This window comes from Micromonospora luteifusca (genome assembly GCF_016907275.1).
GTDB classification, from domain to species: Bacteria; Actinomycetota; Actinomycetes; order Mycobacteriales; family Micromonosporaceae; genus Micromonospora; species Micromonospora luteifusca.
The window spans coordinates 2,318,980-2,345,413 of the sequence record NZ_JAFBBP010000001.1 but is presented as its reverse complement, the minus strand read 5'-3'; the positions used below and the strand labels follow the sequence as shown (position 1 = coordinate 2,345,413).

At 70.3% G+C, this 26,434-nt stretch carries 19 protein-coding genes and 1 pseudogene; 14 read left to right on the top strand and 6 right to left on the bottom strand.

The window, feature by feature from the left end; genetic code table 11:
* Nucleotides 1-91: 91 nt before the first annotated feature.
* A complete protein-coding gene (locus JOD64_RS10210; protein WP_204942022.1) occupies nt 92-1,201 on the bottom strand; it encodes a sugar phosphate isomerase/epimerase family protein in 1,110 nt (369 codons plus the stop codon).
* A gap of 333 nt (nt 1,202-1,534) precedes the next feature.
* Between JOD64_RS10210 and JOD64_RS10205 the strand changes: the two genes are divergently transcribed.
* Together JOD64_RS10205 and JOD64_RS10200 are read left to right on the top strand one after the other, a co-directional pair.
* Entirely contained in the window at nt 1,535-2,950 is a 1,416-nt protein-coding gene (locus JOD64_RS10205) for a M1 family metallopeptidase (protein ID WP_204942021.1), read from the top strand.
* Nucleotides 2,951-3,059: 109 nt separating this feature from the next.
* On the top strand, nt 3,060-4,514 hold the full coding sequence (locus JOD64_RS10200) for a M1 family metallopeptidase (RefSeq protein WP_204942020.1): 1,455 nt from the start codon (nt 3,060-3,062) through the stop codon (nt 4,512-4,514).
* Between the two features lie 6 nt (nt 4,515-4,520).
* On the opposite strand, the gene JOD64_RS10195 is transcribed toward JOD64_RS10200, so the two are convergent.
* On the bottom strand, nt 4,521-5,639 hold the full coding sequence (locus JOD64_RS10195; protein ID WP_204942019.1) for an LCP family protein: 1,119 nt from the start codon (nt 5,637-5,639) through the stop codon (nt 4,521-4,523).
* Between the two features lie 146 nt (nt 5,640-5,785).
* On the opposite strand from JOD64_RS10195, the gene JOD64_RS10190 reads away from it, so the two are divergent.
* Together JOD64_RS10190 and guaA are read left to right on the top strand one after the other, a co-directional pair.
* Nucleotides 5,786-7,483 carry an FAD-dependent oxidoreductase gene (locus JOD64_RS10190; RefSeq protein ID WP_204942018.1) on the top strand — a complete coding sequence of 566 codons (1,698 nt, stop codon included), beginning with the start codon at nt 5,786-5,788 and terminating at the stop codon, nt 7,481-7,483.
* A gap of 150 nt (nt 7,484-7,633) precedes the next feature.
* Nucleotides 7,634-9,190: a glutamine-hydrolyzing GMP synthase gene (guaA, locus tag JOD64_RS10185; protein WP_204942017.1), complete on the top strand. Its 1,557-nt coding sequence runs from the start codon at nt 7,634-7,636 to the stop codon at nt 9,188-9,190.
* Nucleotides 9,191-9,197: 7 nt separating this feature from the next.
* Here guaA and JOD64_RS10180 read toward each other — a convergent pair whose 3' ends face one another.
* The gene (locus JOD64_RS10180) at nt 9,198-9,566 is read right to left on the bottom strand and encodes a PspC domain-containing protein (protein WP_204942016.1); all 369 of its coding nucleotides are present in this window, start codon (nt 9,564-9,566) and stop codon (nt 9,198-9,200) included.
* 143 nt (nt 9,567-9,709) lie between these two features.
* On the opposite strand from JOD64_RS10180, the gene JOD64_RS10175 reads away from it, so the two are divergent.
* The 3 genes from JOD64_RS10175 (at nt 9,710) to JOD64_RS10165 (ending at nt 14,039) form a co-directional block, all read left to right on the top strand.
* Entirely contained in the window at nt 9,710-10,660 is a 951-nt protein-coding gene (locus JOD64_RS10175) for an NUDIX hydrolase (RefSeq protein ID WP_184178561.1), read from the top strand.
* Nucleotides 10,661-11,683: 1,023 nt separating this feature from the next.
* Nucleotides 11,684-12,751 (top strand): NUDIX hydrolase, encoded by a 1,068-nt coding sequence (locus JOD64_RS10170; RefSeq protein ID WP_204942015.1) that lies wholly within the window; start codon nt 11,684-11,686, stop codon nt 12,749-12,751.
* A 349-nt stretch (nt 12,752-13,100) separates the two neighbouring features.
* The gene (locus JOD64_RS10165) at nt 13,101-14,039 is read left to right on the top strand and encodes a CDP-alcohol phosphatidyltransferase family protein (protein WP_204942014.1); all 939 of its coding nucleotides are present in this window, start codon (nt 13,101-13,103) and stop codon (nt 14,037-14,039) included.
* Nucleotides 14,040-14,096: 57 nt separating this feature from the next.
* Here the strand turns inward: JOD64_RS10165 and JOD64_RS10160 are convergent, their stop codons facing one another.
* From JOD64_RS10160 to JOD64_RS10150, 3 genes and pseudogenes are all read right to left on the bottom strand, one after another.
* Nucleotides 14,097-15,356 (bottom strand): phosphatidylserine decarboxylase, encoded by a 1,260-nt coding sequence (locus JOD64_RS10160; RefSeq protein WP_204942013.1) that lies wholly within the window; start codon nt 15,354-15,356, stop codon nt 14,097-14,099.
* 511 nt (nt 15,357-15,867) lie between these two features.
* Nucleotides 15,868-16,125, bottom strand: a pseudogene (locus JOD64_RS33755) (hypothetical protein); the annotation flags it as partial.
* On the bottom strand, nt 16,122-17,948 hold the full coding sequence (locus JOD64_RS10150) for a PspC domain-containing protein (RefSeq protein WP_204942012.1): 1,827 nt from the start codon (nt 17,946-17,948) through the stop codon (nt 16,122-16,124). The pseudogene JOD64_RS33755 and the gene JOD64_RS10150, both read right to left, overlap by 4 nt.
* A gap of 182 nt (nt 17,949-18,130) precedes the next feature.
* Between JOD64_RS10150 and JOD64_RS10145 the strand changes: the two genes are divergently transcribed.
* The 7 genes from JOD64_RS10145 (at nt 18,131) to JOD64_RS10115 (ending at nt 26,381) form a co-directional block, all read left to right on the top strand.
* Complete coding sequence (locus tag JOD64_RS10145) at nt 18,131-19,369, top strand: ATP-binding protein (RefSeq protein ID WP_204942011.1); 1,239 nt, start codon at nt 18,131-18,133, stop codon at nt 19,367-19,369.
* Between the two features lie 2 nt (nt 19,370-19,371).
* On the top strand, nt 19,372-20,058 hold the full coding sequence (locus JOD64_RS10140; protein WP_204946004.1) for a response regulator: 687 nt from the start codon (nt 19,372-19,374) through the stop codon (nt 20,056-20,058).
* A 592-nt stretch (nt 20,059-20,650) separates the two neighbouring features.
* Complete coding sequence (locus JOD64_RS10135; RefSeq protein WP_204942010.1) at nt 20,651-22,288, top strand: peptide ABC transporter substrate-binding protein; 1,638 nt, start codon at nt 20,651-20,653, stop codon at nt 22,286-22,288.
* 148 nt (nt 22,289-22,436) lie between these two features.
* Complete coding sequence (locus JOD64_RS10130) at nt 22,437-23,363, top strand: ABC transporter permease (RefSeq protein ID WP_204942009.1); 927 nt, start codon at nt 22,437-22,439, stop codon at nt 23,361-23,363.
* The gene (locus tag JOD64_RS10125) at nt 23,356-24,321 is read left to right on the top strand and encodes an ABC transporter permease (RefSeq protein ID WP_204942008.1); all 966 of its coding nucleotides are present in this window, start codon (nt 23,356-23,358) and stop codon (nt 24,319-24,321) included. Before JOD64_RS10130 ends, JOD64_RS10125 begins: the two co-directional genes overlap by 8 nt.
* Before the next feature lie 25 nt (nt 24,322-24,346).
* Complete coding sequence (locus JOD64_RS10120) at nt 24,347-25,375, top strand: ABC transporter ATP-binding protein (RefSeq protein WP_204946003.1); 1,029 nt, start codon at nt 24,347-24,349, stop codon at nt 25,373-25,375.
* On the top strand, nt 25,368-26,381 hold the full coding sequence (locus JOD64_RS10115; protein ID WP_204942007.1) for an ABC transporter ATP-binding protein: 1,014 nt from the start codon (nt 25,368-25,370) through the stop codon (nt 26,379-26,381). The genes JOD64_RS10120 and JOD64_RS10115 overlap by 8 nt, the downstream gene beginning before the upstream one ends.
* Nucleotides 26,382-26,434 lie beyond the last annotated feature (53 nt).

Below are 26,434 nucleotides of genomic sequence, written 5' to 3'. Positions count from 1 at the left end.
CCGCTGTCGTACGGTCCGTCTGTGCAAACCGGCGCGGTGGCCCGGCGGAGAGGGCGCGACCGGTGCCCGCTGGACACCGGTCGCGCCGGGATCACTTGTCGAGGTAGATGGTCAGGTCGGACATGTTGCGGTAGCTGGTCGCCGCGAAGTCGAGCGACTGTCCCCTGTTCTCGGTGCCACCGGGGGCGGTGTCCATCTCCCAGTTGGCGTGGTGGAAGTTGCGCTCGCCGATGGTCTGGAAGAACTGCTGGAAGTTGAGGTCGCCCTCGCCCAGCGGGGTCATCTGGTAACCGTTGGGCACGCTGGTGTCCCGGTCGCCGTCCTTGGCGTGGAAGAGCGGGAACCGGGTGGTCCGGTCGGCCACGGTGAGGATCGGGTCGAACAGGTCGGTCACCTCCTGGCCGGCCGGGTTGACGTACTTCTGGTGCCGGTAGCGGGCAACGTAGGCCCAGTAGATGTCGAGTTCGAAGAAGACGTACCGCGGGTCGGTGATCTCGAAGAAGTACTCCAGGCGGCGGACGCCGGAGGACCGGGTCTGCCGGCCCTGCGCGTCGCGCGGGCCACGGTCGATCAGGAAGCTGTACGCGGTGTCGTGGTTGTGCGTGTAAAGCCGCATGCCCCGGGCTCGGGCCTGTCGGCCCAGCTCGTTCCAGATGTCCGCGGCGGCGTCCCACTCGGCCTTGTACGCGCTGTTGGTCGGGTCGCTGCCGGTGCCGATGTTCTTCATGCCGAGTTCCTCGGCGATGTCCAGCTGCTGCTGGAAGGTGGCCGGCTGGATCGAGGCGTGGGTGCCGTTGGCCACCAGCCCGTTGTCGTCGAGGATCTTGCGAATCTCGGCGGGGGTGATCTGCCGGCCGAGGATCTCGGTGCTCTGGGTGTAGCCGGCGAACTCGATCTCCTTGTAGCCGATCTCGGCGAGCCGTGCGAGGACGCGCTCGAAGCCGTAGGGCACCCCGCTGTCGTCGGGCGCGGCCGTGATCCGGTCGCGGACGCTGTAGAGGATGATGCCGCGGTTCTTGGCCGGGATCAGCGGCTCGACCCGCAGCTTGCTCTTCGGGTTGGCGAGCGCGGGGGTGCCGGTGGCGAGAACCGGCAGGCCGGCCGCGCCGATCGCGGCGGCGGCGCCGGCCGAGGCCGCGAGCAGGGACCGGCGGCTGAGCCGGCCGGTGGGGGAGGCATCGGGGGTGGTGTGGTCGGGCATGGTTCCACCTTTCGCGACGGCGGTTGCCGTCGATCACGATCAGCAGAGACGCGACGAGGTCTGGTCGCTGGGCGCCGCCGAGCGCCCGTGAGGCCAGGAGACGGGTGTGCCGTCCCAGCCGTGATCGGCGTGAATGTTCCGAGCTCGTTACATCTTGGAAACAGACACTAACGACGGTCTAAGTCAAAAGAAAGTGTCGATCGATGACAACTTTTGCAGGTTTCAACGAAAGATGCTGATGACCCTCAATACGGGTCGCGCGGCCGGCCGCGCTGACTACGCTCGTCCTGACCGGATGCCGCAAGAGGCCGGATCGCCGCAGGAGGAGTGTGCATGGTCCTGACCCGACGGGGACCGGCTGGCCGTCGGCTCGCCGTCGCGCTGACCTGTGTCATCGGGTTGGTCGCGACCGGTTGTACGGGTGACGACGGTGCCGGTTTCCGGCCCGGTGCGGCCGACGCTGGCGACCCGTACGTGCCGGGGCGCGGCAACGGCGGTTACGACGTTACGCACTATGGCCTGGACGTCCGCTACGACCCGTCGTCGGACCGGTTGACCGGCCGAGCTGTCATCACCGCCACGGCCACTCAGGACCTGTCCCGGTTCAATCTGGACCTGGCCGGCCTGGACGTCGGCGCTGTCACCGTGGGGGACGCGCAGGCCGACCACCGTCGCGGCGACGGCGAGTTGGTGGTGACCCCGCGCGACGGGCTTGCGCGTGGTCGGCAGTTCACCGTGACTGTCGACTACGGGGGTGTGCCGACCCCCGTCGTCGATGGGGAGTTGGGCAGCGGCGGCTTCCTGCACACCGCCGACGGCGCGGTCGCGATCGGCCAACCCGACTCGGCGGCCACCTGGTTCCCGGTCAACGACCACCCCTCGGACAAGGCGACCTACGACCTGGCGGTGACCGTCCCGGACGGCCTGGCCGCGCTGAGCAACGGGGTGCCCGGGCCGAAGAGCAGCGCCAGCGGCTGGACCACCTGGCGCTGGTCGGAGCGCGCCCCGATGGCCAGCTACCTGAGCACACTGGTGATAGGTGACTACCGGGTGGTGGTCGGCACGCACGCCGGCCGGCCGATGGTCACCGCGGTGGCGGCGAGCCTGCCGCCGGCCGGTGGCGCGGCCACCTCACTGGCCCGCACCGGTGCGATCGCCGACTTCCTGGCCAGCCGCTTCGGCCCGTACCCGTTCGACTCGTACGGCGGGATCGCGATCGCCGACGATCGGATCGGGTACGCGCTGGAGACCCAGTCGCGCCCGGTCTACGGGCCGGCCTTCTTCAGCGACGACAAGCCCAACCTGAGCGTCGTCGCGCACGAGTTGGCCCACCAGTGGTTCGGCGACAGCGTGTCGGTAGGCAGGTGGAGCGACATCTGGCTCAACGAGGGCTTCGCCAGTTACGCCGAGTGGCTGTGGGAGGAGCACGACGGCGGCCGGACCGCCCAGCGCAACTTCGAACTTCAGTACGCGACGACCGACTGGTCGCAGCCGTCGGTCGAGCCGGGCCGGGAGCGGATGTTCGGCACGGCCGTCTACAAGCGCGGGGCGCTCGCCGTGCACGCGTTGCGACGGACCGTCGGTGACGAGATGTTCTTCCGGATCCTGCGTACCTGGACCACCGAGCGGGCGGCGGGCAACGCGCGCACCTCGGACCTCGTCGCGCTGGCCGAACGGGTGGCGGGTCGACAGTTGCGACCCCTCTTCGACGCCTGGTTGGTGGGTGGGTCGGCGCCCACACTGCCCTGACGACGCCGCGATGGTCGGTCGATATGCTGCCGCCGGGGACGGCGGGGAGACGCCCGCTCGCGCGGAGCGGCCTGGGCCGCCACCGCCACCGTATGCGGGAGGGTGTGGGATGCGGGTGACGCGGCAAAGACTGCGGATGGGTACCGCCTTGCTGGTGACCGGGGCACTCGCACTGTCCGGATGCGACTCGACGGGCACGGAGGCGGAGCCGGCACCGAGCGCGTCCCCCACGCCGTCGCGGACCTTCACGGCGGGTGCCGCGGGGATCGGGGACGCCTACTTTCCGAGCTACGGCAACGGCGGTTACGACGTCGACCGGTACACGGTCAAGGTGCGCTACGACCCGGAGAAGGACCAGCTCACCGGTACGACCACCGTGCAGGCCTCCGCGACGGCCGACCTGTCGACGTTCAACCTCGACCTGGCCGGCCTGACCGTCACCGCGGTCACCGTGGACGGCGCACCGGCAACCCACCGCCGGGAGCGGAACGAGTTGGTGATCAAGCCGGCCTCCGGCCTGATCAACGGCAACGGGTTCGTCGCGGAGATCACCTACGAGGGTGTGCCGAAGCCGTTGAAGAACGAGACGCTCGGTGACGGCGGGTTCCTGCACACCTCGGACGGTGCCATCGCGCTGGGGCAGCCCGAGTCGGCCAGCACCTGGTTCCCGGTCAACGACCACCCGTCCGACAAGGCGGCCTACGACTTCGAGATCACCGTTCCGGACGGTCTGACCGCGGTCAGCAACGGCGTGCCGGGCGGGAAGGCCAGCAAGGACGGCTGGACCACCTGGAAGTGGTCGGAGAAGTCGCCGATGGCGAGTTACCTGAGCACGGTGGTGATCGGCGAGTTCCGGATCACCACGGCCACCCACCGGGGAAAGCCGGTCTACAGCGCGGTCGCGATCGCGGCCAACGGCTCCGCGGATTCGTCGATCGCCGAGACCACCAAGGTCGCCGACTACCTGGAGACCGTGTTCGGGCCGTACCCGTTCGACGCGTACGGCGGTGTGGTGGTCACCGACAGCCGGATCTCCTACGCCCTGGAGACGCAGAGCCGTCCGGTCTACGCCGCCAGCTTCTTCCGGCAGGGCGCGAACACCGAGGTGGTCGCCCACGAGCTGGCGCACCAGTGGTTCGGCGACAGCGTCGCGCTGGCCAAGTGGGAGGACATCTGGCTCAACGAGGGTTTCGCCACGTACGCGGAGTGGCTGTGGGCCGAGCACACCAGGAAGTACACCGCCGAAGAGGCGTTCGAGACCGCGTACGCGAGGGCATCCGCGCAGGTGTGGAAGACGCCGCCGGGCAAGCCGGGGGTGAAGGAGCTGTTCAGCGAGTCGGTCTACCAGCGTGGTGGCATGACCCTGCACGCCCTGCGGGTGGCCGTTGGCGACAAGGCGTTCTTCGAGATCGTCAAGACCTGGGCGGCGGAGAAGCGCAACGGCACCGCCACCACGGCCGAGTTCGTGGCTTTCGCCGAGCGCATCTCCGGCAAGCAGCTCGACGCGCTCTTCGATGCCTGGCTCTACGGCACCAGGAAGCCTTCAACGCCCAAGCGGCTCTGACCGGGGTCAGTTCTTGACGATCAGGGTGGGGTGGGCTGCCAGGTAGGCATCCGCGCGGCCGGCGCGAAGTTCGGTGATGAACTTCCGGCCGTCGTTGGTGAGCTGTTCGCCGCGGTAGGCGCTGCCCTTGCCGACGCCGGAACCGGGCAGGCCGACCAGCGTGAAGCGGTTCTCCGGCACCCCACCCAGGGCGTACGCCACGTCGACGATCCGGGGACCACCCGCGTAGACGAGGGTGTCACCCAACGCCGCGACCACCTGGTCGACCCGCTCCGGTTGCCGGGCCAGGCCCTCGTCCAGGATCTTGCGGGTCAGCGCCCGGACCAGCTGCTGCTGGTGACGCTGCCGGGCGTAGTCGCCGCCGGTGATGTAGCGCTGCCGCGCGTAGTCGAGCGCCTGCCACCCGTTGAGGTGCTGGTTGCCCTTCTCGTAGACCTGCTGCGGCCCCTTGTAGCCGCCGGGCGCGCTCTCCCGATACTTGCCGTCCGGCCGGCGGTGCAGCGAGGCGACCCGCTGGTCGACGTAGATGTCCACCCCGCCGAGGGTGTCGACCAGCTTGTCGAACCCGTTGAACGTGAGCACCGCGCCGGCGTCGATGCGCAGCCCGGTGTATCCGCTGACCGTGCTGCGCAGCAGCTCGTACCCCTGGGCGGTGCTTGGTTGTTTGGGCTTGCCCGGCACCCGGCTGCCGAAGCTCATCGCGTGCGTGAGCTTGGTCTTGCCGCCCTTGTAGTCAGCCTTCGGAAACGCCGGGATGTCCACCAGCAGGTCGCGGGGGAGGGAGAAGAGGTACGCCCGACCCAACCCCTTGGGTACGTGCAACACCAGCACGGCGTCCGCGTGCGGCTCCCAGCCGGGCACGCTGACCCGGGTGTCCACACCGACCAGCAGCAGGTTGAGTGGGCCGGTGATGTCCGCGCCCGGCGGTGGGCCGCTCGGGCTCGGGGTGGGCGTGACGATCGGCGACGGGGTCGGTGAGCCGGCGAGCGGGGGGCCGCCGGGCTTACTGTCGCCGGTCAGCCGGGTGATCACCGCCGCACCAGCCGCGATCAACGCGACGGCGGCGAGGGCCACCAGGCCCAGCAGCAGCCACCGCCGGCGCGGTGCCATCGACCCGATGGTCATCTTGGATTCCTTCCACCCGTCTGGTGAACAACGCTCCGACGGGTGCTCCGGGTTGCGGCCGGAGGGGCGTCGGGTCGGTAGGCCGGTGCATGATCGCGCAAAAACGGTCGCTGGCGCGAGCGCTACTCGCGAGTAATGATGCGTCCATGCGGTACGACGTGGTCGTCATCGGGTCGGGCTTCGGCGGCAGCGTCACGGCGCTCCGGCTGGCCGAGAAGGGCTATTCGGTAGCTGTGCTGGAAGCGGGCCGGCGCTTCGCCGACGACGAGTTCCCGCAGACGTCCTGGCGGGCCCGTCGGTTCCTCTGGGCGCCGAAGCTGGGCTGCTACGGCATTCAACGGCTCACCCTGCTCCGCCCGGCCGGCCGGCGTTCGGGCACCGGGGTGCTGGTGCTCTCCGGCGCCGGGGTGGGCGGCGGCTCCCTGGTCTACGCGAACACCCTCTACGAGCCGCTGCCGGCCTTCTACACCGACCCGCAGTGGCGCGACATCACCGACTGGCGCGACGAACTGGCCCGCCACTACGACCAGGCGAAGCGGATGCTCGGCGTCACCACGTACCCCCTGGACACCGCCGCGGACCGCGCCATGCGGGCGGTGGCCGAGCGGATGGGGGTGGGGCACACCTTCCACGCCACCCCGGTGGGCGTGCACATCGGCCGTCCTGGGCAGCGGGTCGCCGACCCGTACTTCGGTGGTGCCGGCCCGGAGCGCACCGGCTGCCTGCACTGCGGCTCGTGCATGACCGGCTGCCGGCACGGGGCGAAGAACACGTTGGTCAAGAACTACCTCTGGCTCGCGGAGCGGCTCGGCGTCACGGTGCGCCCGCTGACCACGGTCACGGCCGTCCGGCCGGCCCTCGACGGCGGGTACGAGGTGCACACCGTCCGCACCGGCAGCTGGCTGCGCAGGGGACGGCAGGTGGTCCACGCCGACCAGGTGGTCTTCGCCGCCGGGGCGCTCGGCACCCAACGGCTGCTGCACGAGATGAAGGCCGACGACGTGTTGCCCGGGCTCTCGCCCCGACTCGGCGAGCTGACCCGCACCAACTCGGAGGCGATCCTGGGCGCCTCGGTGCCGCGGCAACGAGCCCGGTCCGAGCGGCTGGACTTCACCGAGGGGGTGGCGATCACCAGCTCGTTCCACCCCGACCCGCAGACCCACATCGAGCCGGTCCGCTACGGGCGCGGCTCCAACGCCATGGGGCTGCTCCAGTCGCTGCTCGTCGACGGCGGCCCGCACCGTGTGCGGCGCTGGCTGGGCAGCATCGTGCGACAGCCGGGGCTGGCCGCCCGGATGCTGTCCGTGCGCGGTTGGTCGGAGCGGACGGTGATCGCCCTGGTGATGCAGTCGGTGGACAACTCGCTGACCACCCGCTGGCGGCGCGGGGTCTTCGGTCGTCGGCTGGTCACCGGGCCCGGCCACGGCACCCCGAGCCCGACCTGGATCCCGGCCGGCAACACCGCCACCCGGCTGCTCGCCGAGGAGATCGGCGGTACGCCCGGCGGCTCGCTCACCGAGCCGTTCGACATCCCGATCACTGCGCACATCCTGGGCGGGGCGGTGATCGGCGCCACCGAAGCCGACGGGGTGATCGACCCCTGGCACCGGGTGTACGGCCACCCGGGGCTGCACGTGGTCGACGGCGCGGCGGTCTCGGCCAACCTCGGCGTGAACCCGTCGTTGACGATCACCGCACAGGCGGAACGGGCGATGTCCTTCTGGCCCAACAAGGGCGCGGAGGACCCCCGCCCCCCGCTCGGCTCCCCGTACCGCCGGCTGGCCCCCGTACCCCCGAACCACCCGGCGGTGCCGGCAAACGCCCCGGGGGCGCTGCGTCCCTGAACGCCCCCTGCGGCGATCTTGCAGTTTCGGTCGTCGTTATGTGGCAGATGCGGCTTTTGGCGGGACCGTAGGTGCAAGATCGCGGAAGGCGGGGGTTGGGCGGCGAGCCGGTGCCGGGGGTGGTCGTGACTGTCGGTAGGCTTTGTGCACATGAGCCTGCCTCGCCCCGTCCTCGTGGTGGACTTCGGAGCCCAGTACGCCCAGCTCATCGCGCGCCGGGTTCGCGAGGCGAAGGTCTACTCCGAAATCGTGCCGCACTCGATGCCGATCGCCGAGATGCTGGCGAAGAACCCCGCCGCGATCATCCTCTCCGGCGGCCCAGCCAGCGTCTACGCGCCGGACGCGCCGCAGATCGACGCGGGCGTGTTCAGCGCCGACGTGCCGGTCTTCGGCATCTGCTACGGCTTCCAGGCGATGGCCCAGGCGCTCGGCGGCACGGTCACGAAGACCGGCAACCGAGAGTACGGCGGCACGCCGCTGCGCCCCCGCCTCCTCGACCCCGGCGTGCTGCTGCGCGACCTGCCGGCGGACCTGCCGGTCTGGATGAGCCACGGCGACTGCGTCACCGAGGCGCCCGCGGGCTTCACGGTGACCGCCGAGTCGGCGGGTGCGCCGGTGGCGGCCTTCGAGGACCTGGCCGGGCGTCGGGCCGGCGTGCAGTTCCACCCGGAGGTCGGGCACACCGCACACGGTCAGGAGATGCTGACCCGCTTCCTCTACGACATCGCCGGCATCGAGCCGACCTGGACGCCCGAGAACATCATCGACGAGCAGGTTGCCCGGATCCGCGCCCAGGTCGGCGACAAGGAGGTCATCTGCGGCCTGTCCGGCGGGGTGGACTCCGCAGTCGCCGCCGCGCTGGTGCACAAGGCGGTCGGTGACCAGCTCACCTGCGTCTTCGTCGACCACGGCCTGCTGCGTGCCGGCGAGGCCGAGCAGGTCGAGAAGGACTACGTGGCCGCCACCGGCATCAAGCTGAAGGTGGTCGACGCGGCCGACCGGTTCCTCGGCGCGCTGGCCGGGGTGACCGACCCGGAGCAGAAGCGCAAGATCATTGGTCGGGAGTTCATCCGGGTCTTCGAGGCCGCGGCCCGCGAGATCGCCTTACACGGCGACGTGGAGTTCCTGGTCCAGGGCACCCTCTACCCGGACGTGGTCGAGTCCGGCGGCGGCACCGGCACCGCCAACATCAAGAGCCACCACAACGTCGGCGGCCTGCCGGAGGACCTGAAGTTCGCACTGGTCGAGCCGCTGCGCACGCTCTTCAAGGACGAGGTCCGCGCGCTCGGCCTGCAGTTGGGCCTGCCCGAGGCGATGGTCTGGCGGCACCCGTTCCCGGGCCCCGGCCTGGCCATCCGGATCATCGGCGCGGTCGACCAGCAGCGCCTCGACCTGCTCCGCGAGGCCGACCTGATCGCCCGCGAGGAGTTGACCGCCGCCGGCCTCGACCGGGGCGTGTGGCAGTTCCCGGTGGTGCTGCTCGCCGACGTGCGCAGCGTCGGCGTACAGGGAGACGGGCGCAGCTACGGGCACCCCGTGGTGCTGCGCCCCGTCTCCAGCGAAGACGCGATGACGGCGGACTGGTCCCGGCTGCCCTACGAGGTGGTCGCCCGGATCTCCACCCGGATCACCAACGAGGTGGCCGACGTGAACCGGGTGGTACTGGACGTGACCAGCAAGCCGCCGGGCACCATCGAGTGGGAGTGAGCGCGGCTCAGGCAGCCGGCGGAGTGCTGGACGGGCTTGTCGGCGGGTAGGGCGGCGTCGGGGCGTACCCCGGCTCCGGCCCACCCGGCGCGGGCCCGGCGGTGGGCGGCGGGCCCGCCTGCGGCGCGACGCCCGCCGCGTGCGGCCAGGCCGGCGCGCCGGTGGGCTCCTCCGGCATCAGGAACCACATGATCGGGTACGCGAACAGCGCGAGCCCGCCGGTGAGCAGGCCGCTGACCGCGAAGATCACCCGGACCAGGGTGGGATCGATGGCGAAGTAACGGCCGACGCCGCTGGCGACCCCCGCCACCATGCGGTCGGTGGTGGGTCGGCGGAGCTGCCGGTACGGGGCGTGGGAAGCGGTGGTGGATGTCATACGTCCACGGTCCGCGCCGGGGCCCGGCCCGCCCTCGGTGACCGCCCGGATCCTTACCCTGACCAATCCCTGAGCAGGGTCAGATAGTCAGGAATCCGACTCTTTTCCGTTCCGGTAACGCGGCGCGGGGAGAATTTGCTTCCGTGACCACCTTGCTGGAGCCGCTCCGCAGGATCGCGGCATACGCAGTCTGTGCTGATTCAAAGGGCCGAGTCTTGCTGGTCCGCGCGTCCGAGCGCTCCGGCACCCCCGGCACGTGGTCCCTGCCCGGCGGGGCGGTCGACCACGGCGAGGACCCGAACCACACAGTGGTCCGCGAAACCGCCGCCGAAACCGGCCTCTCCGTCGCCGTCTCCGGCCTGGCCGACGTGCTCGCCGACATGCGGGCGCTGCCGGAGCGCGGCATCACCATCCACACCGACCGGCTGATCTACCGCGTGGCGGTGCGCGGCGGCACCCTCGCAGACCGGGTCGGCGAGCGCCCCACCGACCTGGCCCGCTGGTACACCCTCGACGAGGCGCGCGAGCTGCCGCTGCGCTCGTTCACCGCACGCGCCCTCGGGTTACCCGCCTCCTCGGCCGACGTGGTGCCCGACGAAGCACCCGAATTCCCCTCCTTCTACGCGGTGCCCGGCCCCGACGGGCTGCACCGCGCACAGCGATTCGCCGCGTACGCGGTGTGCACCGACCCGGCCGGTCGCGTGCTGCTCACCCGAATCTCCGACGGCTACCCGGGCGCCGGCTGCTGGCACCTGCCCGGCGGCGGCACCGACTACGGCGAGCAGCCCGGCGCCGCGCTGATCCGGGAACTGATCGAGGAGACCGGCCAAGCTGGTCGCCTCGTCGAACTGCTCGGGGTGGCCAGCCACCGCGACGCCGCCTCGCTCGGCCCAGAGGGCTACCCGATCGACTGGCACGGCGTCCGCGCCTTCTACCGGGTCGTGGTCGACCAGCCCAACCCGCTGACCGTGGCCGACGTGGGCGGGTCCACCTGCGAAGCCCGCTGGTTCGCCCGCGAGGAGTTGGGTGCACTACCCACCCATCACCTCACCGAGGTGACCGCCGAAGCAGTCCAAGCCGCCCAGCTCACCTGACCCGGGCCGTTCCCCGCTTCGCCGCTCGGCCGCTCGGCTCCGAATGGGGGCGGGCCCGGGCGGGCGGCCCGGCGTTGGTGCGTGGACGGGTCGATGGTCGGGGTGCCCCTGCCTGCGTGCGGTCGTGGCTGTGTGTGGTCGTGGCTGTGTGTGGTCGTGGCTGTGTTGGTCGTGGCTGTGTGTTGGTCGTGGCTGTGTGTGGTCGTGGCTGCGTGTGGTCGTGGCTGTGTGTGGTCGTGGCTGTGTGTGGTCGTGGCTGTGTTGGTCGTGGCTGTGTGTTGGTCGTGGCTGTGTGTGGTCGTGGCTGCGTGTGGTCTTGCGTTGGTTGTCGGGGCTCGTGCATGCGGGCGGCCGTGCGTCGGGGTGTCGTTCAGCGGGCGGTGATCCGCGCGTGTGGTCGTGCGCTGGGGTGCCGATGTGCGGGCGGTCGCGCTCCCGGACGGTCTGGGTCGTGGCCTATCGGGGGTGCGATCGGCAGGAAGCCCGCGGAAAAGCGGCGCGGCCGACTGATCCACTCCATTTCGCCGACATTGCGGTATCCCAGCGCCGGCATACCGCAACATCGGCGAAATGGAGTCGATCAACGTTCCTTGCGCCTTCGTCTGGCACGAGCCGAACCCAACCAGGTCGGCCGGCCGGCCAAGTCAGCCCCGCCCCGCCCCCGCCCCCGCTCCGCCCCCGTCCGGCCTCCGCCTCGCCCCCGCCCGGCCTCCGCCCCGCCCCGCCTGGTCCTCGCCCCGCCCCGCCCCGCCTGGTCCTCGCCCCGCCCCGCCCCGCTTGGTCCTCGCCCCGCCCCGCTTGGTCCTCCGCCCGGCCCCGGCCCCTGCCTTCCCGTCCCCCTTCCGCCTCCCTCCTCGGCCCGCCCGCTCCCCACTCGGGGTTGATCATGAAGTTATTGTCAGGACACGCCGAGATGGACGGCGATAACTTCATGATCGACGGGCAGTTCGACAGGGCAGGTCGACGGGCAGGTCGACGGGCAGGTCGACGGGCAGTTCGACGGGGGAAGCGGAGTGGGCTGGGATGGAACTTGTGCGGCGCGTCGGGGCTTACGGGATCTTGTGGGAATCGGGCCGGGTTCTGGTGGTTCGGGACGGGGTCGAGGGTGAGTTCCCGGGGGTTTGGCGGCTGCCAGGTGGTGCCGTCGCGCACGCCGAGCACCCGGAGCGCGCTGTGGTCCGTGAGGTCGCCAGACAGGCCGGGCTGATTGTGACCGTGGGCCCGCTGCGGGCAGTGCTAGCCGACGTGACCACCTACCCGGAGGACGATGTCGCGCAGCACACCGACCGGCTGCTCTTCGAACTCAGCGCCCGCGACGGCGCATCGGGCGATGGCGCACAGGGGGACGACGCACAGGGGGACGGCGCATCGGGGGACGGCGCGCAGGGGGACGGCGCATCGGGCGACGGTGCATTGCGCCACGGCGCGTCGGGCGATGGCGTAGTGGGGGACGGCGCACTGGGGGGCGGCGCACTGGGTGACGGCGCGTCGGGCAAGGGTGGCGGTGGCTCGGTGGACCAGGCTCAATGGCTCACCCTGCCGGAGGTGGCGCGGCTGCCGTTGGCGCCGTTCAGTGCCGAGGCGCTCGGCCTGCCGGTCACCCCGCTACCCTCCGGTACGCACCGGTCGTACGAGCCGTTTCCGCCGCCGCATCCCGACCGCAGGCTGCGCTTCGGGGCGTACGGGCTGGTGACCGACCCGGCCGGGCGGATCCTGCTCACGCAGATCGCGGCCGGTTATCCGGGTGCGGGCCAGTGGCACCTCCCCGGCGGTGGCACCGATCATGGCGAGCAGCCGACGGTTGGGCTGCTCCGAGAGTTGGTCGAGGAGGGTGGGCAACTGGGCCGGGTGGTGGAGCTTCTCGGTGTGGACAATCTGCACAATCCGGCCGCGTTGGGCCCGGAGGGTCGGCCGTTGGACTGGCATGGCGTTCGGGTGATCTATCGGATGCTGGTGGACGTACCTACGGATGCGGTGGTCACCGAATCCGCCGGGGGTTCGACGGCGCGGGCTGGCTGGTTCACCCGCGCCCAGGCGCTTGACCTGCCGTTGAGCGACATCGCTGCCTTGGCAATCGGACAGAGTGGTTGATAGCACGTCGCCCGACGAGCCGGGATGGTGACCCTCCGGTACAGTCAAAGGCGGGAATGATGGAGGAAACGGGCGATGAAGCCCGGGATGGGAATAAGCGAGCGGTTCGAGCGGTTTCAACCAGTTGGAAGTACCGCCGGCAGCTATCGCCAAGCCACGTTCCCCTATGCGATGGTGTACTCCGCAAAACGGCTGCCGGGCCACGCAGGGTCCGGCACGAGACAGCCGGACACCCCGCCCCACGGCGGCCAGCCGATCCGGTGATGGAGGAAACGTGCCGAGAGCCCCATGGCGCCGGCGTCGTACTACTGACAGTCCGCGCCCCGCAGGGCGACGCTGGGCGGGCCGGTTGCGCCGCAGCAGCACGTTCGCCCGCCAGGTGCTGTTGGTCCGGGTCGGTCGCCGTGACGGCGACCTGCACGCGACCGACGTGGCCCAGCCCGAGCGTCGGTACGCCGACCGGCAGCGCCGTCGCTACGGCCTGGACCGGCTCAGCCGACCGACACTGGGCGTCGGCCGAACGGAGATCGAGGCGGTCATGCCGATCAGCCCGGCGATGCCGCCGATGGCGCATGCCGACGAGGCTTCATCGCGGTCGATCCCGCTGCTCCCCGGCGAGCGGACCATCGCCCGCCGGATGAAGTTCGGCCTGGTCAACGCCTGCACGCTGGCCAGCCTGATGCTCGGCATGCTGGCCATCTTCCTGGCCATGCAGGGCGAGGTGCGGATCGCCGCGCTCTGCCTGATCGCCTGCGTCGGCTTCGACGGGCTGGACGGCGCACTGGCCCGCCGGCTCGGCGTGGCCAGCCCGTTCGGCGCGCAGATGGACTCACTGGCCGACATGTGCTCTTTCGGCCTCGCGGCACCGGTCGTGGTCTACGCCTCGCTCGCTGGCTCCGTCTCCACGGCCGCCGCGGCGGTGGCGTGCGCCCTGGTCGCGGCGTGTGCCGCGATTCGACTGGCCCGCTTCAACGTCTCGCCGAAGGACGGCCGCTTCTTCTGCGGCGTGCCCACCACCATGGCCGCCGCGGTGCTCGCCGTGACCGTGGCGATCGGCCTGCCCGTTCCCGGTGCCGTGCTGGTCGCCGGGGTCGCGCTGCTCGCCTTCGCGATGGTCTCGAGTTTCCCGTACGCCAAGCTCGCCCGCCTGGTGAAGCTGCCGCCGTGGCTGTGGCTGGCCCCGGTGATCGGCGCGCTGGTCGACATCCGGCTCACGTTCGCACTGATCGTGGTGGGCTACCTCGTCAGCGGGCCGGTGCTCTGGCTGCGGCAGCGTCGTACCGCCTGATTTCAGCAGTCAGAACGGGGCGTCGCGGACAGCGGCGCCCCGTTCTGCGTTTGTGGGTCAGCGCCAGCGGGCGATGACCGTGGACCCGCCGACCACCTTGTCGCCCGGCCCGACCAGCGGGTCCGCAGCCTCGGCCGGGAGGTAGACGTCGGTCCGTGAGCCGAATCGGATCAACCCGAAGCGCTCGCCTTTGGCCAGCAGTGCGCCTATCGGCGCGCGCTGGACGATCCGGCGGGCGATCAGCCCGGTGCGCTGCGCGACCACCACGGTGCCACGAGCGGTGTCCAGCACGGTGTACGCCGCCACGTTGTGCTCGGCGTCCGGCTTCATGGCGTTGACGAATCCGCCGTCGGCGACGAAGTAGTCCACCACCTTGCCGGCGACCGGGGCACGGTTGACGTGCACGTCCAGCACCGACAGGAAGACCGCGACCCGCAGCCACTCGCCGTCGCCGAAACGCTCGTCGTGCAGGCGCTGCACCGACAGGACCTTTCCGTCCGCGCTGGCGACGACGGCGGTCGGGTCTTCCGGCACGTCCCGCTCTGGATCCCGGAAGAACGCGGCGACCGGCCCGGCGGCCAGCGCCGGCAGTAGCCAGAGCTTGGAGGAGGGACGCGCCACCCGAGTCAGTGCCGCGAGGCCCAGCGCGATGCCGGCGGCGGCCACGCCGTTGGAGTCGATGTGCATGCCGCGGGTCAGCGGCACGCTCGACGGCCGGTGCGCGGGGGTCAACCTGTCGGCCGTGGCGGGGCTGGCGGGGGTGAAGCGCAGTCGGTAGACCCGTACCGGTGGGTTGTTGCGCAGCACCAGGTCGGCGCCCACGCCGTAGAGGGCGTCCTGCCGGGCCAGCTCGGCGGCGGCACCGGTGGTCCGGCCGGGCGTGGCGATGGTCGCCACGCTCAGCACGGCACCGTCGGACAGGTGTTTGGCCAGGCCCTCGATGCCGCTGCGGGTCTCCTCGGTGGTGCCGCTGAACACCTCGCCGGCGATGACGACCTCGGCGGCCTCGGCCTTGGCCTCGGCCAGGGAGTCGATGACGCTCACCCGGTCGGCCACCCAGCCGCCCTGGGCGGTGACGTGCGCGCGGAGCGCGGCAGCGCCGAGCGGCTCGGCGGGCACCACGGTGAGCCGGTCACCGGGGAGCAGCGCCTCGATCGCCGCGGCCAGCACCGCGGACTCCGGGCCCACCCCGACCAGCAGGGCGGCCTTGGGGTCGTTGATCCGGGCCAGTTCGGAGACGAGGGTACGGGCGGCTCGCTCGCCGATGCGGACCGGACCGGACCGACCGGTGGTACGCACGGCGGGGGACTGGGTCATGTCGGGCGGGCTCCTGACGGGGGTAGAGACGGGAATCGCGGCGGGACCGCCATGGCGGGACGGACCGGCCGGCGGAGGCGAGATCTCCACCGGCCAGCATATGCGCCCGTCCGCGCCAGCCGCACCGCCGTGGCGGTGGAGTAGGCCGACGCGGGCCGGGCGCTCGACGTCAGACCTCCCCGCGCCGACCCTCCCGCTCGTTGCCCGGTTCGTCGTCGACCGCCTCGACCGGATGATCGGACCGGGTCGGTTCATCCCCCTCCACCGGCGTCGCTCGGAAAGTTCCGATGGTCGGCTCGTCGGGCTGGCCGGGGACCGGGGCGGTCTGCGGCTCCGACGGCGGGTGAGCGAGCCAGGCCGGGTGGATCACGTCGGTCGGTGCCTCCGGCGCTCGTACCTCCGTGGTCGACGTCTCGGGTGTCGATCCCGGCAGGGGAGCGTCCCAGGTGGACTGTTGGGCCTCCCAGGCTGGCAGAGCCGCACCGGAGGTCGGCGCGGCGGCACCGGAGGTCGGCGCGGACGCAGCGGAAACCGGCGTGACGGCCTCGGCGGCGCCGGCCTCGGCGGTCTGCTCCGGCCGGCCCGATCGACCGGAGCGCAGCGCACCGACCAGCCCGAAGACGCCGATCAGGATCAGTGCGCTGGCCAGGAACCAGCCGACCGCAGGTAGCGCGAGCCCGAGTATCTGGCCGAGCAACCACCAGGCGGACAGCGCCAGGAACACGAGCCCGAAGGCGAACGACACCAGATCCGTGCGGTGAGCCTTCACCGGGTCACCTCCAGGTTGCCAGCATTGACATGGATGTACAGGCGCAGCTTCCCGCCGCCGGCACCGTCGACGCCGAGGTCGGTGCTCTCCTGCAGGCGGCCGTCCAGCCCGCCGGATCGGTTGCCGAAGATGGTGGCGTCGCCAGCGTTGACGTCGGCCACCGTGGTGACGTCCACGTTCGGCGGCACGACCACGGTCGCCTTGCCGAAGTTGACCGCGACCGTCACCTGGCTCTCCCGCTTCGCGAAGTCGATCCCCCGCAGGTCGAGCACGGCGTCACCGAAGCTGTTCTCGTACCGGTCGGCGAGGTCGCGGTAGTCCGTCGGTGCCCAGGTCACCGCGCCGTCGACCCCGCGGATCCGGTCGTAGGACTCGGCGACCGTGGCCGTGCCCAGCGCCGCTGCGGTCACCAGGCCAAGCGCGATGAGCCAGCGGGCCCGCCCGAACCAGGTGCCGACCAGCAGTCCCAGCCCGATCGTGGCCAACGCGGCCGCGAAGTACGCCGAGGCGCTGATGGCGAAGACGTCCAGCAGGTCGAGCAGGGCGACCACACCGAGGACCAGGAAGATCAGCGAGAAGGTCACCGCGCCGAGTGGCGAACGCTCCCGGGGGCGCTTCGGCGGCTTCGGTGGCTTGGGCGGCGGGGCGGCGGCCGGGGCCGGCGAGGCGTACGGGCCGTGCGGCGCGAACGGGGGACGGTATCCGGATGACGGCGCGGCGGTCGGATAGCTGGGCGGGGCAGCGGGTGGACCGGTCACCGGTGCCGACGGCCACCCGGCGCTGGGCGTGTTGGTGCTCGGCCAGCCCGTGGTGGGTGCCGGCCAGCCTGCCCCGACAGTCGTCGAGCCGGCCGGTTGCCCGGACACCCGGCCCATGTCGGACATCGGCTGCGTCGTGGCGGACGGTTGCGGCACGGCGGTCGGCGGCACGTCGTACGCCGGGGTGGTGAGGGTGGGCGGCGCCCCCGTCGTCGCGGTGGCGTACGCCGGACCACCGCTGGCCATCGGCGCGGTCGGCAGCGGACCGGTCGATGGGACCGCGCCGTACGACGGTGCGGGCCAGGTCACCGGCGGTACCGGACCCGGCGGGGTGCCGGACGGTGCGGACGGTGCCGGCCCACCCGGGGGGCCCGCCTGTGGGTTGTTGCGGCTGTCCCGGTTGAGCAGCAGCGCGCCGGCGACCAGGATGGCCGCGCCGAGCAGCACCGCGCGGAAGGCGTCGGTGACGATGTAGCCGAAGCTGGCCGCGACCAGGATGCCGAGCACGATCACGGTCACCGGCGACATGCTGGAGCGGCCTCGCCCGAGCATGGACTCGACCGGGGACGCGGTGTCGCCCTCGTTCGGGATGATCAACCAGGCGGCGACGTACACCAGGATGCCGATGCCCCCGAAGAACCCGAGCACCGCGAGCAGCACCCGCCAGAGGACCGGATCGGTGTTGGTGGCTCGTCCGATCGCCGCGCAGACGCCGGCCAGATACCGCCCCTCACGCGGTCGGACCAGCCCGTACCGCGAGGTGAAACCAGCGCCGCCCAGCGGCGGTGGCGGCACGGACGGACCGGGACCACCCTGCCCAGGTGGTGTGCCCCCAGCCCCGCCGGCGCCGTAGCCGGTGCCGGCCGCGAATCCCGCAGCCGGGCCGTGGGCGGGCGGACCGTAGCCGGCGGCTGGTGTGCCGTCGGCGGCCGGGCCGGGGCCGGTGTGCGGGCCGAACGTGGTGGGCTCGGTCCATTGGGTGGGCGTCGCGGCTGGCGGGGGCGGTGTCGAACCGCCCGACTGTGCCGACCCCGGTCGGGGCGGCGGGGCAGCTTCCTCGGTCATGCTTCGATACTGCTGCCAGGTGAACCCGAGCGACCTCAGGACCCGACCCTGACCCCACCCTGAGATACGGCGGCCGGAATGTCGGGGGCCTCCCCGTGGTCGTGGGCGGCGCAGCGTGTGACGATCGGATCACCGACCTCGACCAACCCGCCACCGTCACCTGGGAGCCTCCGATCAGCACCGTGACTCCGCCCCCGCGCCTCTACCGCGCCCCCGAGCACCGGATGGCCGCCGGCGTCGCCGCCGGCATCGCCGACCATCTCGGCATTTCGGTGCTGCGGGTGCGCGTCGCGTTCATGGTGCTGCTCGGTCTGAGCGGGCTCGGCCTGCTGCTCTACGCGGCCTTCTGGGCGGTGGTGCCGCTGCGGCCCGGTGACACCGGGGTGCCGCCCCGGCGTGACGTCGCCCAACTCCTGCCGTTCGTCGGGATCGGGCTCGGTGTCCTGTTGATCCAGGTGATGGTCTTCGATTCGGTGGGTGCGGCCGGCACCGCGGGTTGGCTGGTGGCCATCATCGCGGTCGGCGCCGGGGTCATCTGGCACCAGTCCGCGCCGGAGCGGCGGCGGCAGTGGGGTGAGGCGATGCCGGTGCCCTGGCTCGGCGCGGTCGTCGAGGAGAGCGACCGGCGGGCGTTCGTGCTCCGCTTCATCGGCGGGGGAGTGCTGGTCGCGGTCGGCATCATCGGCGTCGCGGCCGTCTACTCGCCAGCGCAGAACTTCGATGCGGTGATCAACGGCGTGATCTTCGCGCTGGTCGGGCTGGCAGGCGTCGGCGTGGTCGCCGCGCCAGTGCTCTGGCGGACGTACAGCCAGCTCCGCTCGGAGCGCGAGGGGCGCATCCGTGAGCAGGAGCGCGCCGAGTTGGCCGCGATGGTGCACGACCAGGTGCTGCACACGTTGGCACTGATCCAACGCAACGCTGGCGACGTCAAGATGGTGCAGCGGCTGGCCCGAGGGCAGGAACGGTCGCTGCGCAACTGGCTCTACAAGCCCACCGCGTCGCCGAGCGAACGTTTCGCCGCCGCGCTGGAGCAGGCCGCCGCCGAGGTCGAGGACACCTACGCCATCACGGTGGAGGCGGTGGTGGTGGGAGACCGGGAGACCGACGAGAAGGTCGGGGCGTTGGTCGCGGCCGCGCGGGAGGCACTGGTGAACGCGGCACGCCATGCCGGCGTGCAGACCGTGTCGCTCTACGCCGAGGTGGAGCCCGATCAGGTCAGCGTCTTCGTCCGGGACCGGGGGAAGGGCTTCGATCCGGATACCGTGGAGGACCACCGGCACGGCGTACGCGGCTCGATCATCGGGCGGATGAAGCGGCACGGCGGACGGGCCGAAATCCGGTCCGGCCCGGGGGAGGGGACCGAGGTCCGGTTGATCCTGCCGATCTCCCGGGACTCGTCCGCAGCGGAGAGGAACAGATGACCATGGCCGAGCAGTCGACCGAGCACCTCGACCAGGCGGATGCCCGCCCCGAGCGGCTGCGGGTGTTCCTGGTGGACGATCACGCCATGTTCCGGGCGGGGGTGCGCGCGGAGTTGGGCGCCCACGTCGAGGTGGTGGGCGAGGCGAGCACCGTGGCCGAGGCGGTCACCCGGATCGCCGCTGTCGGACCCGACGTGGTGCTGCTCGACGTGCACATGCCCGACGGCGGCGGACGCGCGGTGCTGGAGGCGATGCGGCGTACCCACCCGCAGGTCAAGTTCCTGGCGCTGAGCGTCTCCGATGCGGCCGAGGACGTGATCGGGTTGATCCGTGCCGGTGCCCGGGGTTACGTCACCAAGACCATTTCCCCGGATGAGCTCGCCGCGGCGATCCGCCGGGTGGCGGACGGGGACGCGGTGTTCAGCCCACGGCTGGCCGGGTTCGTGTTGGACGCCTTCGCAGCCCGACCGGACGCCCCGGTGGCAGACCCCGAGCTGGATCAGCTCACCAACCGTGAGCGGGAGGTGCTGCGGCTGCTGGCCCGGGGGTACGCGTACAAGGAGATCGCCAAGGAGCTGTTCATCTCCATCAAGACGGTGGAGACGCACGTGTCGAACGTCCTGCGCAAGCTTCAGATGTCCAACCGTTACGAGCTTTCCCGCTGGGCGGCCGATCGCCGGCTCGTGTGACGTCGCGTCGCGCTGGCTGAGTGATCAGACAAGTGATCTCCGCACCCTCCCCCACCCAGTCGGTGATCGTGCCCGTAGGGCCGTAGTCGACCTGTCCGGATGGGTCGAAACGCGAACGCTGACGGACGTCTTATTGGACAGGAGTGGGACCCGGGTGGCGCACCGGGCTTGAGTCCGGGCGGAGCCTGGGTGCTCGGGTGCGCAAACGTATTTCCTGGTCAGAGCTGCCCACCTCGACCGCTTTATGATCATTTTTCAAGTATCGGCAACGTGGCGGGCAACTAACGGCTTGATAACGGCACCTTCACGGAAGCGGCCAGTGGGTGTCACAGTGGCAGCACCTCACCATCGGTGTGTGGCACTCCGTACGGCCCATGCCCATGTCCTCGTCGATCACGACGGTTCGTGGCCGTGCCTTCTGCGTCGTGTCGCGCCTCGTTGGCGGGGGAGCCCGGCGGATCGGAACATCAGGGGTGTCCCCAACTTCCCTGTGGTCCCGGCGACCCGCGCCCCGGGGTGGTCGGGCGGTGTCACCCCCAAACGTGCGTGAAACCCACGACGGAACCTGGTTAGAAAGAGGAGGCCCCTCGGAATGAGAGTCTCGAAGCGGGCGACGAGCGCGATCGCGCTCAGCGCGGCTGCCGCGCTTGTCGCGAGCGGTTGCTCGAGCGGTGGCGACGGCGAAACTGGCGCCGGCGCGGACGGCGCGATTGTCGTCCACGGTGTCCAGCCGGAGAACCCGCTGGTTCCGTCGAACACCACGGAGACCGGCGGTGGCAAGGTCGTCGACTGGCTGTGGACCGGCCTGGTCGAGTACCCGAACGACGGTGGGGCCCCGCGCAACGCGCTGGCCGAGTCCATCACCACGACGGACTCCAAGGTCTTCACCATCAAGATCAAGAAGGGTACCAAGTTCCACGACGGTACCGAGGTGAAGGCGAAGAACTTCGTCGACGCCTGGAACTGGGCCGCCTACTCGCCGAACGGCGCGCAGAACGGCACCTTCTTCGCGGACATCGCGGGCTTCGACCAGACCTACACGTCTGACCCGGACGGCCCGGACGGCCCGAAGAAGGCCCCGGCGCCGACGGCTGAGAAGCTGTCCGGCCTGAAGGTCGTCGACGACCAGACCTTCGAGGTCACCCTGGCAGCGCCGACCGCGGTCTTCCCGACCAAGCTCGGCTACAGCGCCTTCATGCCGCTGCCGGACGCCTTCTTCACCATGAAGCCCGAGGAGTTCGGCAAGAAGCCGATCGGCAACGGCCCGGTGAAGTTCGTGTCGTGGAGCGACAACGTCCTCATCAAGCTGACGCGCTTCGACGACTACAACCTGCGCGACAAGATGAAGATCAAGGACGTCGACCTCAAGCTGTACCAGGACGAGACGGCCGCCTACGCCGACCTGCTGGCGAACAACCTCGACTTCATGGAGGTTGTCCCCACCTCGGCGCTCGCCGGTGACAAGTGGAAGACCGACCTCGGTGAGCGGGGCCTGTCGACCGTCACGCCGTCGACCGCGCTGATCGCGTTCCCGTTCTACGACAAGCGCTTCCAGAACGCGAAGCTGCGTCGTGCCGTGTCGCTGGCGATCAACCGGCAGGAGATCTCGGACAAGATCTTCTTCGGCACCCGCAAGCCGGCCGACAGCTGGGCGAACCCGCTGACCCCGGGCGCCAAGCCGGGCAACTGCACCGCCTGCAAGTTCGACCCGGCCACGGCCAAGACGCTGCTGGCCGAGGCCGGCGGCTTCACCGGTGAGATGGTCTTCTACTACAACGCCGACTCCAGCCACGGGGACTGGATGGACGCCGTTGCGCAGCAGATCAAGACCAACCTCAACATCAACGCTCGGGCCGAGGGTGTGCCGACCTTCGCGGTCTTCCGCCAGAACGTCAACGCCCACGCGATGAAGGGCCCGTACCGCGCTGCCTGGCAGCAGGACTACCCGGACGTCGAGAACTGGATCAACCCGCTCTACGTCACGGGTGGCTCCTCGAACGACGGCCTGTACAGCAACAAGGAGGTCGACGCCCTGGCGAAGGAAGCCAGCGCCGCGCCGAGCCTGGAGGCCTCGCACGAGGCGTTCTCCAAGGCCGTCGAGAAGGTCGACCAGGACGTTCCGAGCATCCCGATCTACTTCTACGGTCAGCAGTCTGGCCACTCGGAGAAGATCAAGAAGCTCGAGCTGAACAACGTCGGCGAGCTCGACATCACCTCGGTCGAGCTCTGATCCGAACGGTCTGACCCCGGGTCGGGCTCGCCATATCCGGTGAGCCCGACCCGGGGCCGTTCCGCGAGGGGGTGTTACAACACTCCACTCGCACGTTGTCACCACCGTGTCGGCCGTCCGACGCGCCCCCTGTCTGGAGGACCACCCCATGGGCCGTTATCTGTTGAGACGGCTGCTGCAACTCGTGCCGGTCTTCATCGGTACGACGTTCCTGATCTACTGGCTCGTCTGGGCTGTCCCCGGCGACCCGTTTGCAGGAAAGTGCGGCGAGCGTCGCTGCCCGGACCAGTACATCGCCTTCATGACCGAGAAGTACCACCTGGACCAGAACGTCTTCGTGCAATACGCCAACTACATGAAGAACCTGGTCCAGGGTGACTTCGGTCAGACCTTCTCGCAGCAAGAGATCAGCGACATCATCGCGACCGCGTACCCGAACACGCTGAAGCTGGCCCTGGTGGCGCTCGCCATCGAGGCCGTGATCGGCCTCGGCGCCGGCGTGCTGACCGGTCTGCGGCGCAACGGCTTCCTGGACAACCTGGTCCTGGTCTCCACCCTCTTCCTGATCGCGCTTCCGGTCTTCGTGGTCGGCTTCGTGCTCCAGTGGCTGCTGGGTGTGCAGTGGCACATCGTCAAGCCGACCGTCTCCTCCGAGATGCGGTGGTCCGAGCTGATCGTGCCGGGCTTCGTGCTCGGCAGCGCGTCAGTGGCGTACATAGCCCGGGTGGCACGTACGAGCATCGCGGAGAACCGTCGCGCGGACTACGTGCGTACTGCCATCGCCAAGGGCCTGCCGATGCGCCGGGTGGTAGGCGTTCACCTGCTGCGCAACTCGCTCATCCCGGTGGTGACCCTGCTCGGCACCGACCTCGGCGCCCTGATGGGCGGCGCGATCGTCACCGAGGGGATCTTCGGCATCAACGGGATCGGCCGCTCGGTGTATCGCGCGATCGTGACCAAGGAAAGCGCCACCGTGGTGGGCATCGTGGTCGTCCTAGTGCTGGTCTATCTCGTGATGAACCTGCTGGTTGACCTGCTCTACGCCGCCTTGGACCCGAGGATTCGTTATGAGTGACCCGAGTACCGCATCGATCGTCAGTACCCCTGCCGCGCAGCCGACGGAATCCGCCGCCCCCGCCGCAGGCCAGCCGCAGAGCAACGAGAAGCCGCGTGGCCTGCTCGGTGACGCCTGGCGGGACCTGCGGCGCAAGCCGCTGTTCTGGATCTCGGTCACCCTGATCGTGATCTTCCTTCTGATGGCGGCCTTCCCGTCGCTGTTCGCGCCCGGCGACGCCGTCAACGGATCGCTGACGAACAGCCTCAAGAAGCCGTCCGCCGATGGCTGGTTCGGCTACGACGTGCAGGGCCGCGATGTCTACGCCCGGACCATCTACGGTGCGCGGGCCTCCATCATCGTCGCCGTGCTCTCCGTGATCGGCACCCTGCTCGTCGGTGGAGCCATGGGCATCATCGCCGGCTACCGCGGTGGCTGGGTGGACGGTCTGCTGAGCCGGATCGCCGATGTCTTCTTCGGTCTGCCCTTCGTGCTCGGCGCGATCGTCATCCTGACCACGTTCAACAATTCGGGCTCCGGCAACAGCAAGGCCCAGATCATGAGCCTGGTGATCGTCTCGCTGATCGTGCTGAGCTGGCCGGTCGTCATGCGGCTGATGCGCTCCTCGGTGCTCGCCACCAAGGAGGCCGACTACATCGTCGCGGCCCGCGCCCTGGGTGCCGGCACCGGCCGGATCATCCTGAAGCACCTGCTGCCGAACTGCCTGGCCCCGCTGCTGGTCTACGGCACGATCATGGTCGGCTCGTTCATCGGCGCCGAGGCCACCCTGTCGTTCCTGGGCGTCGGCCTGAAGTCGCCGGTGGTGTCCTGGGGCATCATGATCAGCGGCGGTAAGGATTTCATCCGGGTTGCGCCAGGGCTGGTCTTCTTCCCCGCCGCGTTCCTCGTCACCGCAGTGCTGAGCTTCGTGATGCTCGGTGAGGCGGTCCGCGAGGCCCTCGATCCGAAACTCCGCTAGGGGATATCCAGTGTCCGACATTCTCGTGTCTGAGCAGTCCGCGCCGGGATCCGGCGGGTCCGGACGTCCCTCCGGTCGGCTGCTCGAGGTCGACGACCTGCGGGTGGAGTTCCGCACCCGGGACGGCGTCGCAAAGGTCATCAACGGGGTCACGTATCACGTCGACGCGGGGGAGACCCTCGCCGTGCTCGGCGAGTCCGGCTCCGGTAAGAGCGTCACGGCGCAGACCATCATGGGCATCCTCGACACGCCACCCGGCTTCGTCACCGGTGGGCAGGTCCGCTTCCACGGCAAGGACATGCTCGGCATGTCCAGCGAGGAGCGCCGCCGCATCCGCGGTGAGGGCATCGCGATGATCTTCCAGGACGCGCTCTCCGCGCTGAACCCGGTCTTCACCGTCGGGTTCCAGATCGCCGAGCAGTTCCGGGTCCGGCGGGGCATGGGTCGCGCGGAGGCCAAGAAGCGCGCGATCGACATGCTCGACCAGGTCAAGATCCCGAACGCCAAGGGTCGGTTCAACAACTACCCGCACCAGTTCTCCGGCGGTATGCGGCAGCGCGCGATGATCGCGATGTCGCTGGCGCTCGACCCGGAGGTGCTGATCGCGGACGAGCCGACCACCGCGCTCGACGTCACCGTGCAGGCCCAGATCATGGACCTGCTGGCGGAGCTTCAGCGTGAGCGGCAGATGGGCATGATCCTGATCACCCACGACCTCGGTGTTGTCGCCGACGTCGCGGACCGGATCGCGGTCATGTACGCGGGCCGGATCGTCGAGGAAGCCGACGTCTACGACCTGTACGCCAAGCCGGCGCACCCGTACACGATGGGCTTGATCGACTCGATCCCGCGTATGGATGAGAAGGGGCAGCAGCTCCGGACGATCAAGGGCCTCCCGCCGAACCTGATGAACATCCCACCGGGCTGCCCGTTCAACCCGCGCTGCCCCATGGCTCAGCCGGTGTGCCGGGAGAAGGTCCCGCCGCTGCTGCAGGTGGGCAGCGGCCGGGCCAGCGCCTGCCACTTCGCCGAGGAGCTGGTGAACCGTGACTGAGAACATCCTCGAGGTCCGTGACCTGGTCAAGCACTACCCCGTCACCCAGGGTGTGGTGTTCAAGAAGACCGTCGGTCAGGTCAAAGCGGTCGACGGGGTCTCGTTCGGCCTGCGCGCCGGTGAGACGCTCGGCGTGGTCGGCGAGTCCGGCTGCGGCAAGTCGACCCTCGCCCGGGTGCTGATGAACCTGGAGAAGCCGACCGCCGGCAGCGTGGTCTACAAGGGCCAGGACACCTCGAAGCTGTCCGGCGGGGCGCTGCGGCGCCTTCGCCGGCAGATCCAGCTGGTCATGCAGGACCCGTACACCTCGCTGAACCCGCGGATGACCGTCGGTGACCTGCTTGGTGAGCCGTTCGAGATTCACCCGGAGGTGGCGCCGAAGGGCAGCCGTCGGGCCAAGGTCAGGGAGCTGCTCGACCTGGTCGGGCTCAACCCGGAGCACATCAACAGGTACCCGCACCAGTTCTCCGGCGGTCAGCGTCAGCGCATCGGCATCGCCCGCGCGCTCGCGCTGCGGCCCGAGATCATCGTCTGTGACGAGCCGGTGTCGGCGCTGGACGTCTCCATCCAGGCCCAGGTGATGAACCTGCTGGAGCAGCTGCAGGGCGAGTTCGGGCTCTCGTACGTCTTCATCGCGCACGACCTGTCGGTGGTCCGCCACCTGTCGGACCGGGTCGCGGTGATGTACCTCGGCAAGATCGTAGAGATCGGCACCGAGGACGAGATCTACGAGCGGCCGACGCACCCGTACACCCAGGCTCTGCTCTCCGCGGTGCCGGTGCCGGACCCGACGCAGCGGAACAACAAGACGATCATCCGGCTCACGGGTGACGTGCCGTCGCCGATCAGCCCGCCCTCGGGCTGCCGGTTCCGGACCCGCTGCTGGAAGGCGCAGGACATCTGCGCCGAGCAGGTCCCGTTGCTGGAGATCCGGCGGGACTCGGACCACCCGAGCGCCTGCCACTTCGCGGAGCGGCGCGAGATCGTCGCCAGCCACGAGGCCTGAGTCAACCGAACCGCCTGCCGCCGTCACCACGACGACGGCAGGCGGTTTCGTCT

Bases quoted from the DNA above. Each gene is read 5' to 3' on its own strand.
- JOD64_RS10210 (WP_204942022.1), bottom strand. From the start codon at position 1,201: ATGCCCGACCACACCACCCCCGATGCCTCCCCCACCGGCCGGCTCAGC.
- JOD64_RS10205 (WP_204942021.1), top strand. From the start codon at position 1,535: ATGGTCCTGACCCGACGGGGACCGGCTGGCCGTCGGCTCGCCGTCGCG.
- JOD64_RS10200 (WP_204942020.1), top strand. From the start codon at position 3,060: ATGCGGGTGACGCGGCAAAGACTGCGGATGGGTACCGCCTTGCTGGTG.
- JOD64_RS10195 (WP_204942019.1), bottom strand. From the start codon at position 5,639: ATGACCATCGGGTCGATGGCACCGCGCCGGCGGTGGCTGCTGCTGGGC.
- JOD64_RS10190 (WP_204942018.1), top strand. From the start codon at position 5,786: ATGCGGTACGACGTGGTCGTCATCGGGTCGGGCTTCGGCGGCAGCGTC.
- guaA (WP_204942017.1), top strand. From the start codon at position 7,634: ATGAGCCTGCCTCGCCCCGTCCTCGTGGTGGACTTCGGAGCCCAGTAC.
- JOD64_RS10180 (WP_204942016.1), bottom strand. From the start codon at position 9,566: ATGACATCCACCACCGCTTCCCACGCCCCGTACCGGCAGCTCCGCCGA.
- JOD64_RS10170 (WP_204942015.1), top strand. From the start codon at position 11,684: ATGGAACTTGTGCGGCGCGTCGGGGCTTACGGGATCTTGTGGGAATCG.
- JOD64_RS10160 (WP_204942013.1), bottom strand. From the start codon at position 15,356: ATGACCCAGTCCCCCGCCGTGCGTACCACCGGTCGGTCCGGTCCGGTC.
- JOD64_RS10150 (WP_204942012.1), bottom strand. From the start codon at position 17,948: ATGACCGAGGAAGCTGCCCCGCCGCCCCGACCGGGGTCGGCACAGTCG.
- JOD64_RS10140 (WP_204946004.1), top strand. From the start codon at position 19,372: ATGGCCGAGCAGTCGACCGAGCACCTCGACCAGGCGGATGCCCGCCCC.
- JOD64_RS10135 (WP_204942010.1), top strand. From the start codon at position 20,651: ATGAGAGTCTCGAAGCGGGCGACGAGCGCGATCGCGCTCAGCGCGGCT.
- JOD64_RS10130 (WP_204942009.1), top strand. From the start codon at position 22,437: ATGGGCCGTTATCTGTTGAGACGGCTGCTGCAACTCGTGCCGGTCTTC.
- JOD64_RS10125 (WP_204942008.1), top strand. From the start codon at position 23,356: ATGAGTGACCCGAGTACCGCATCGATCGTCAGTACCCCTGCCGCGCAG.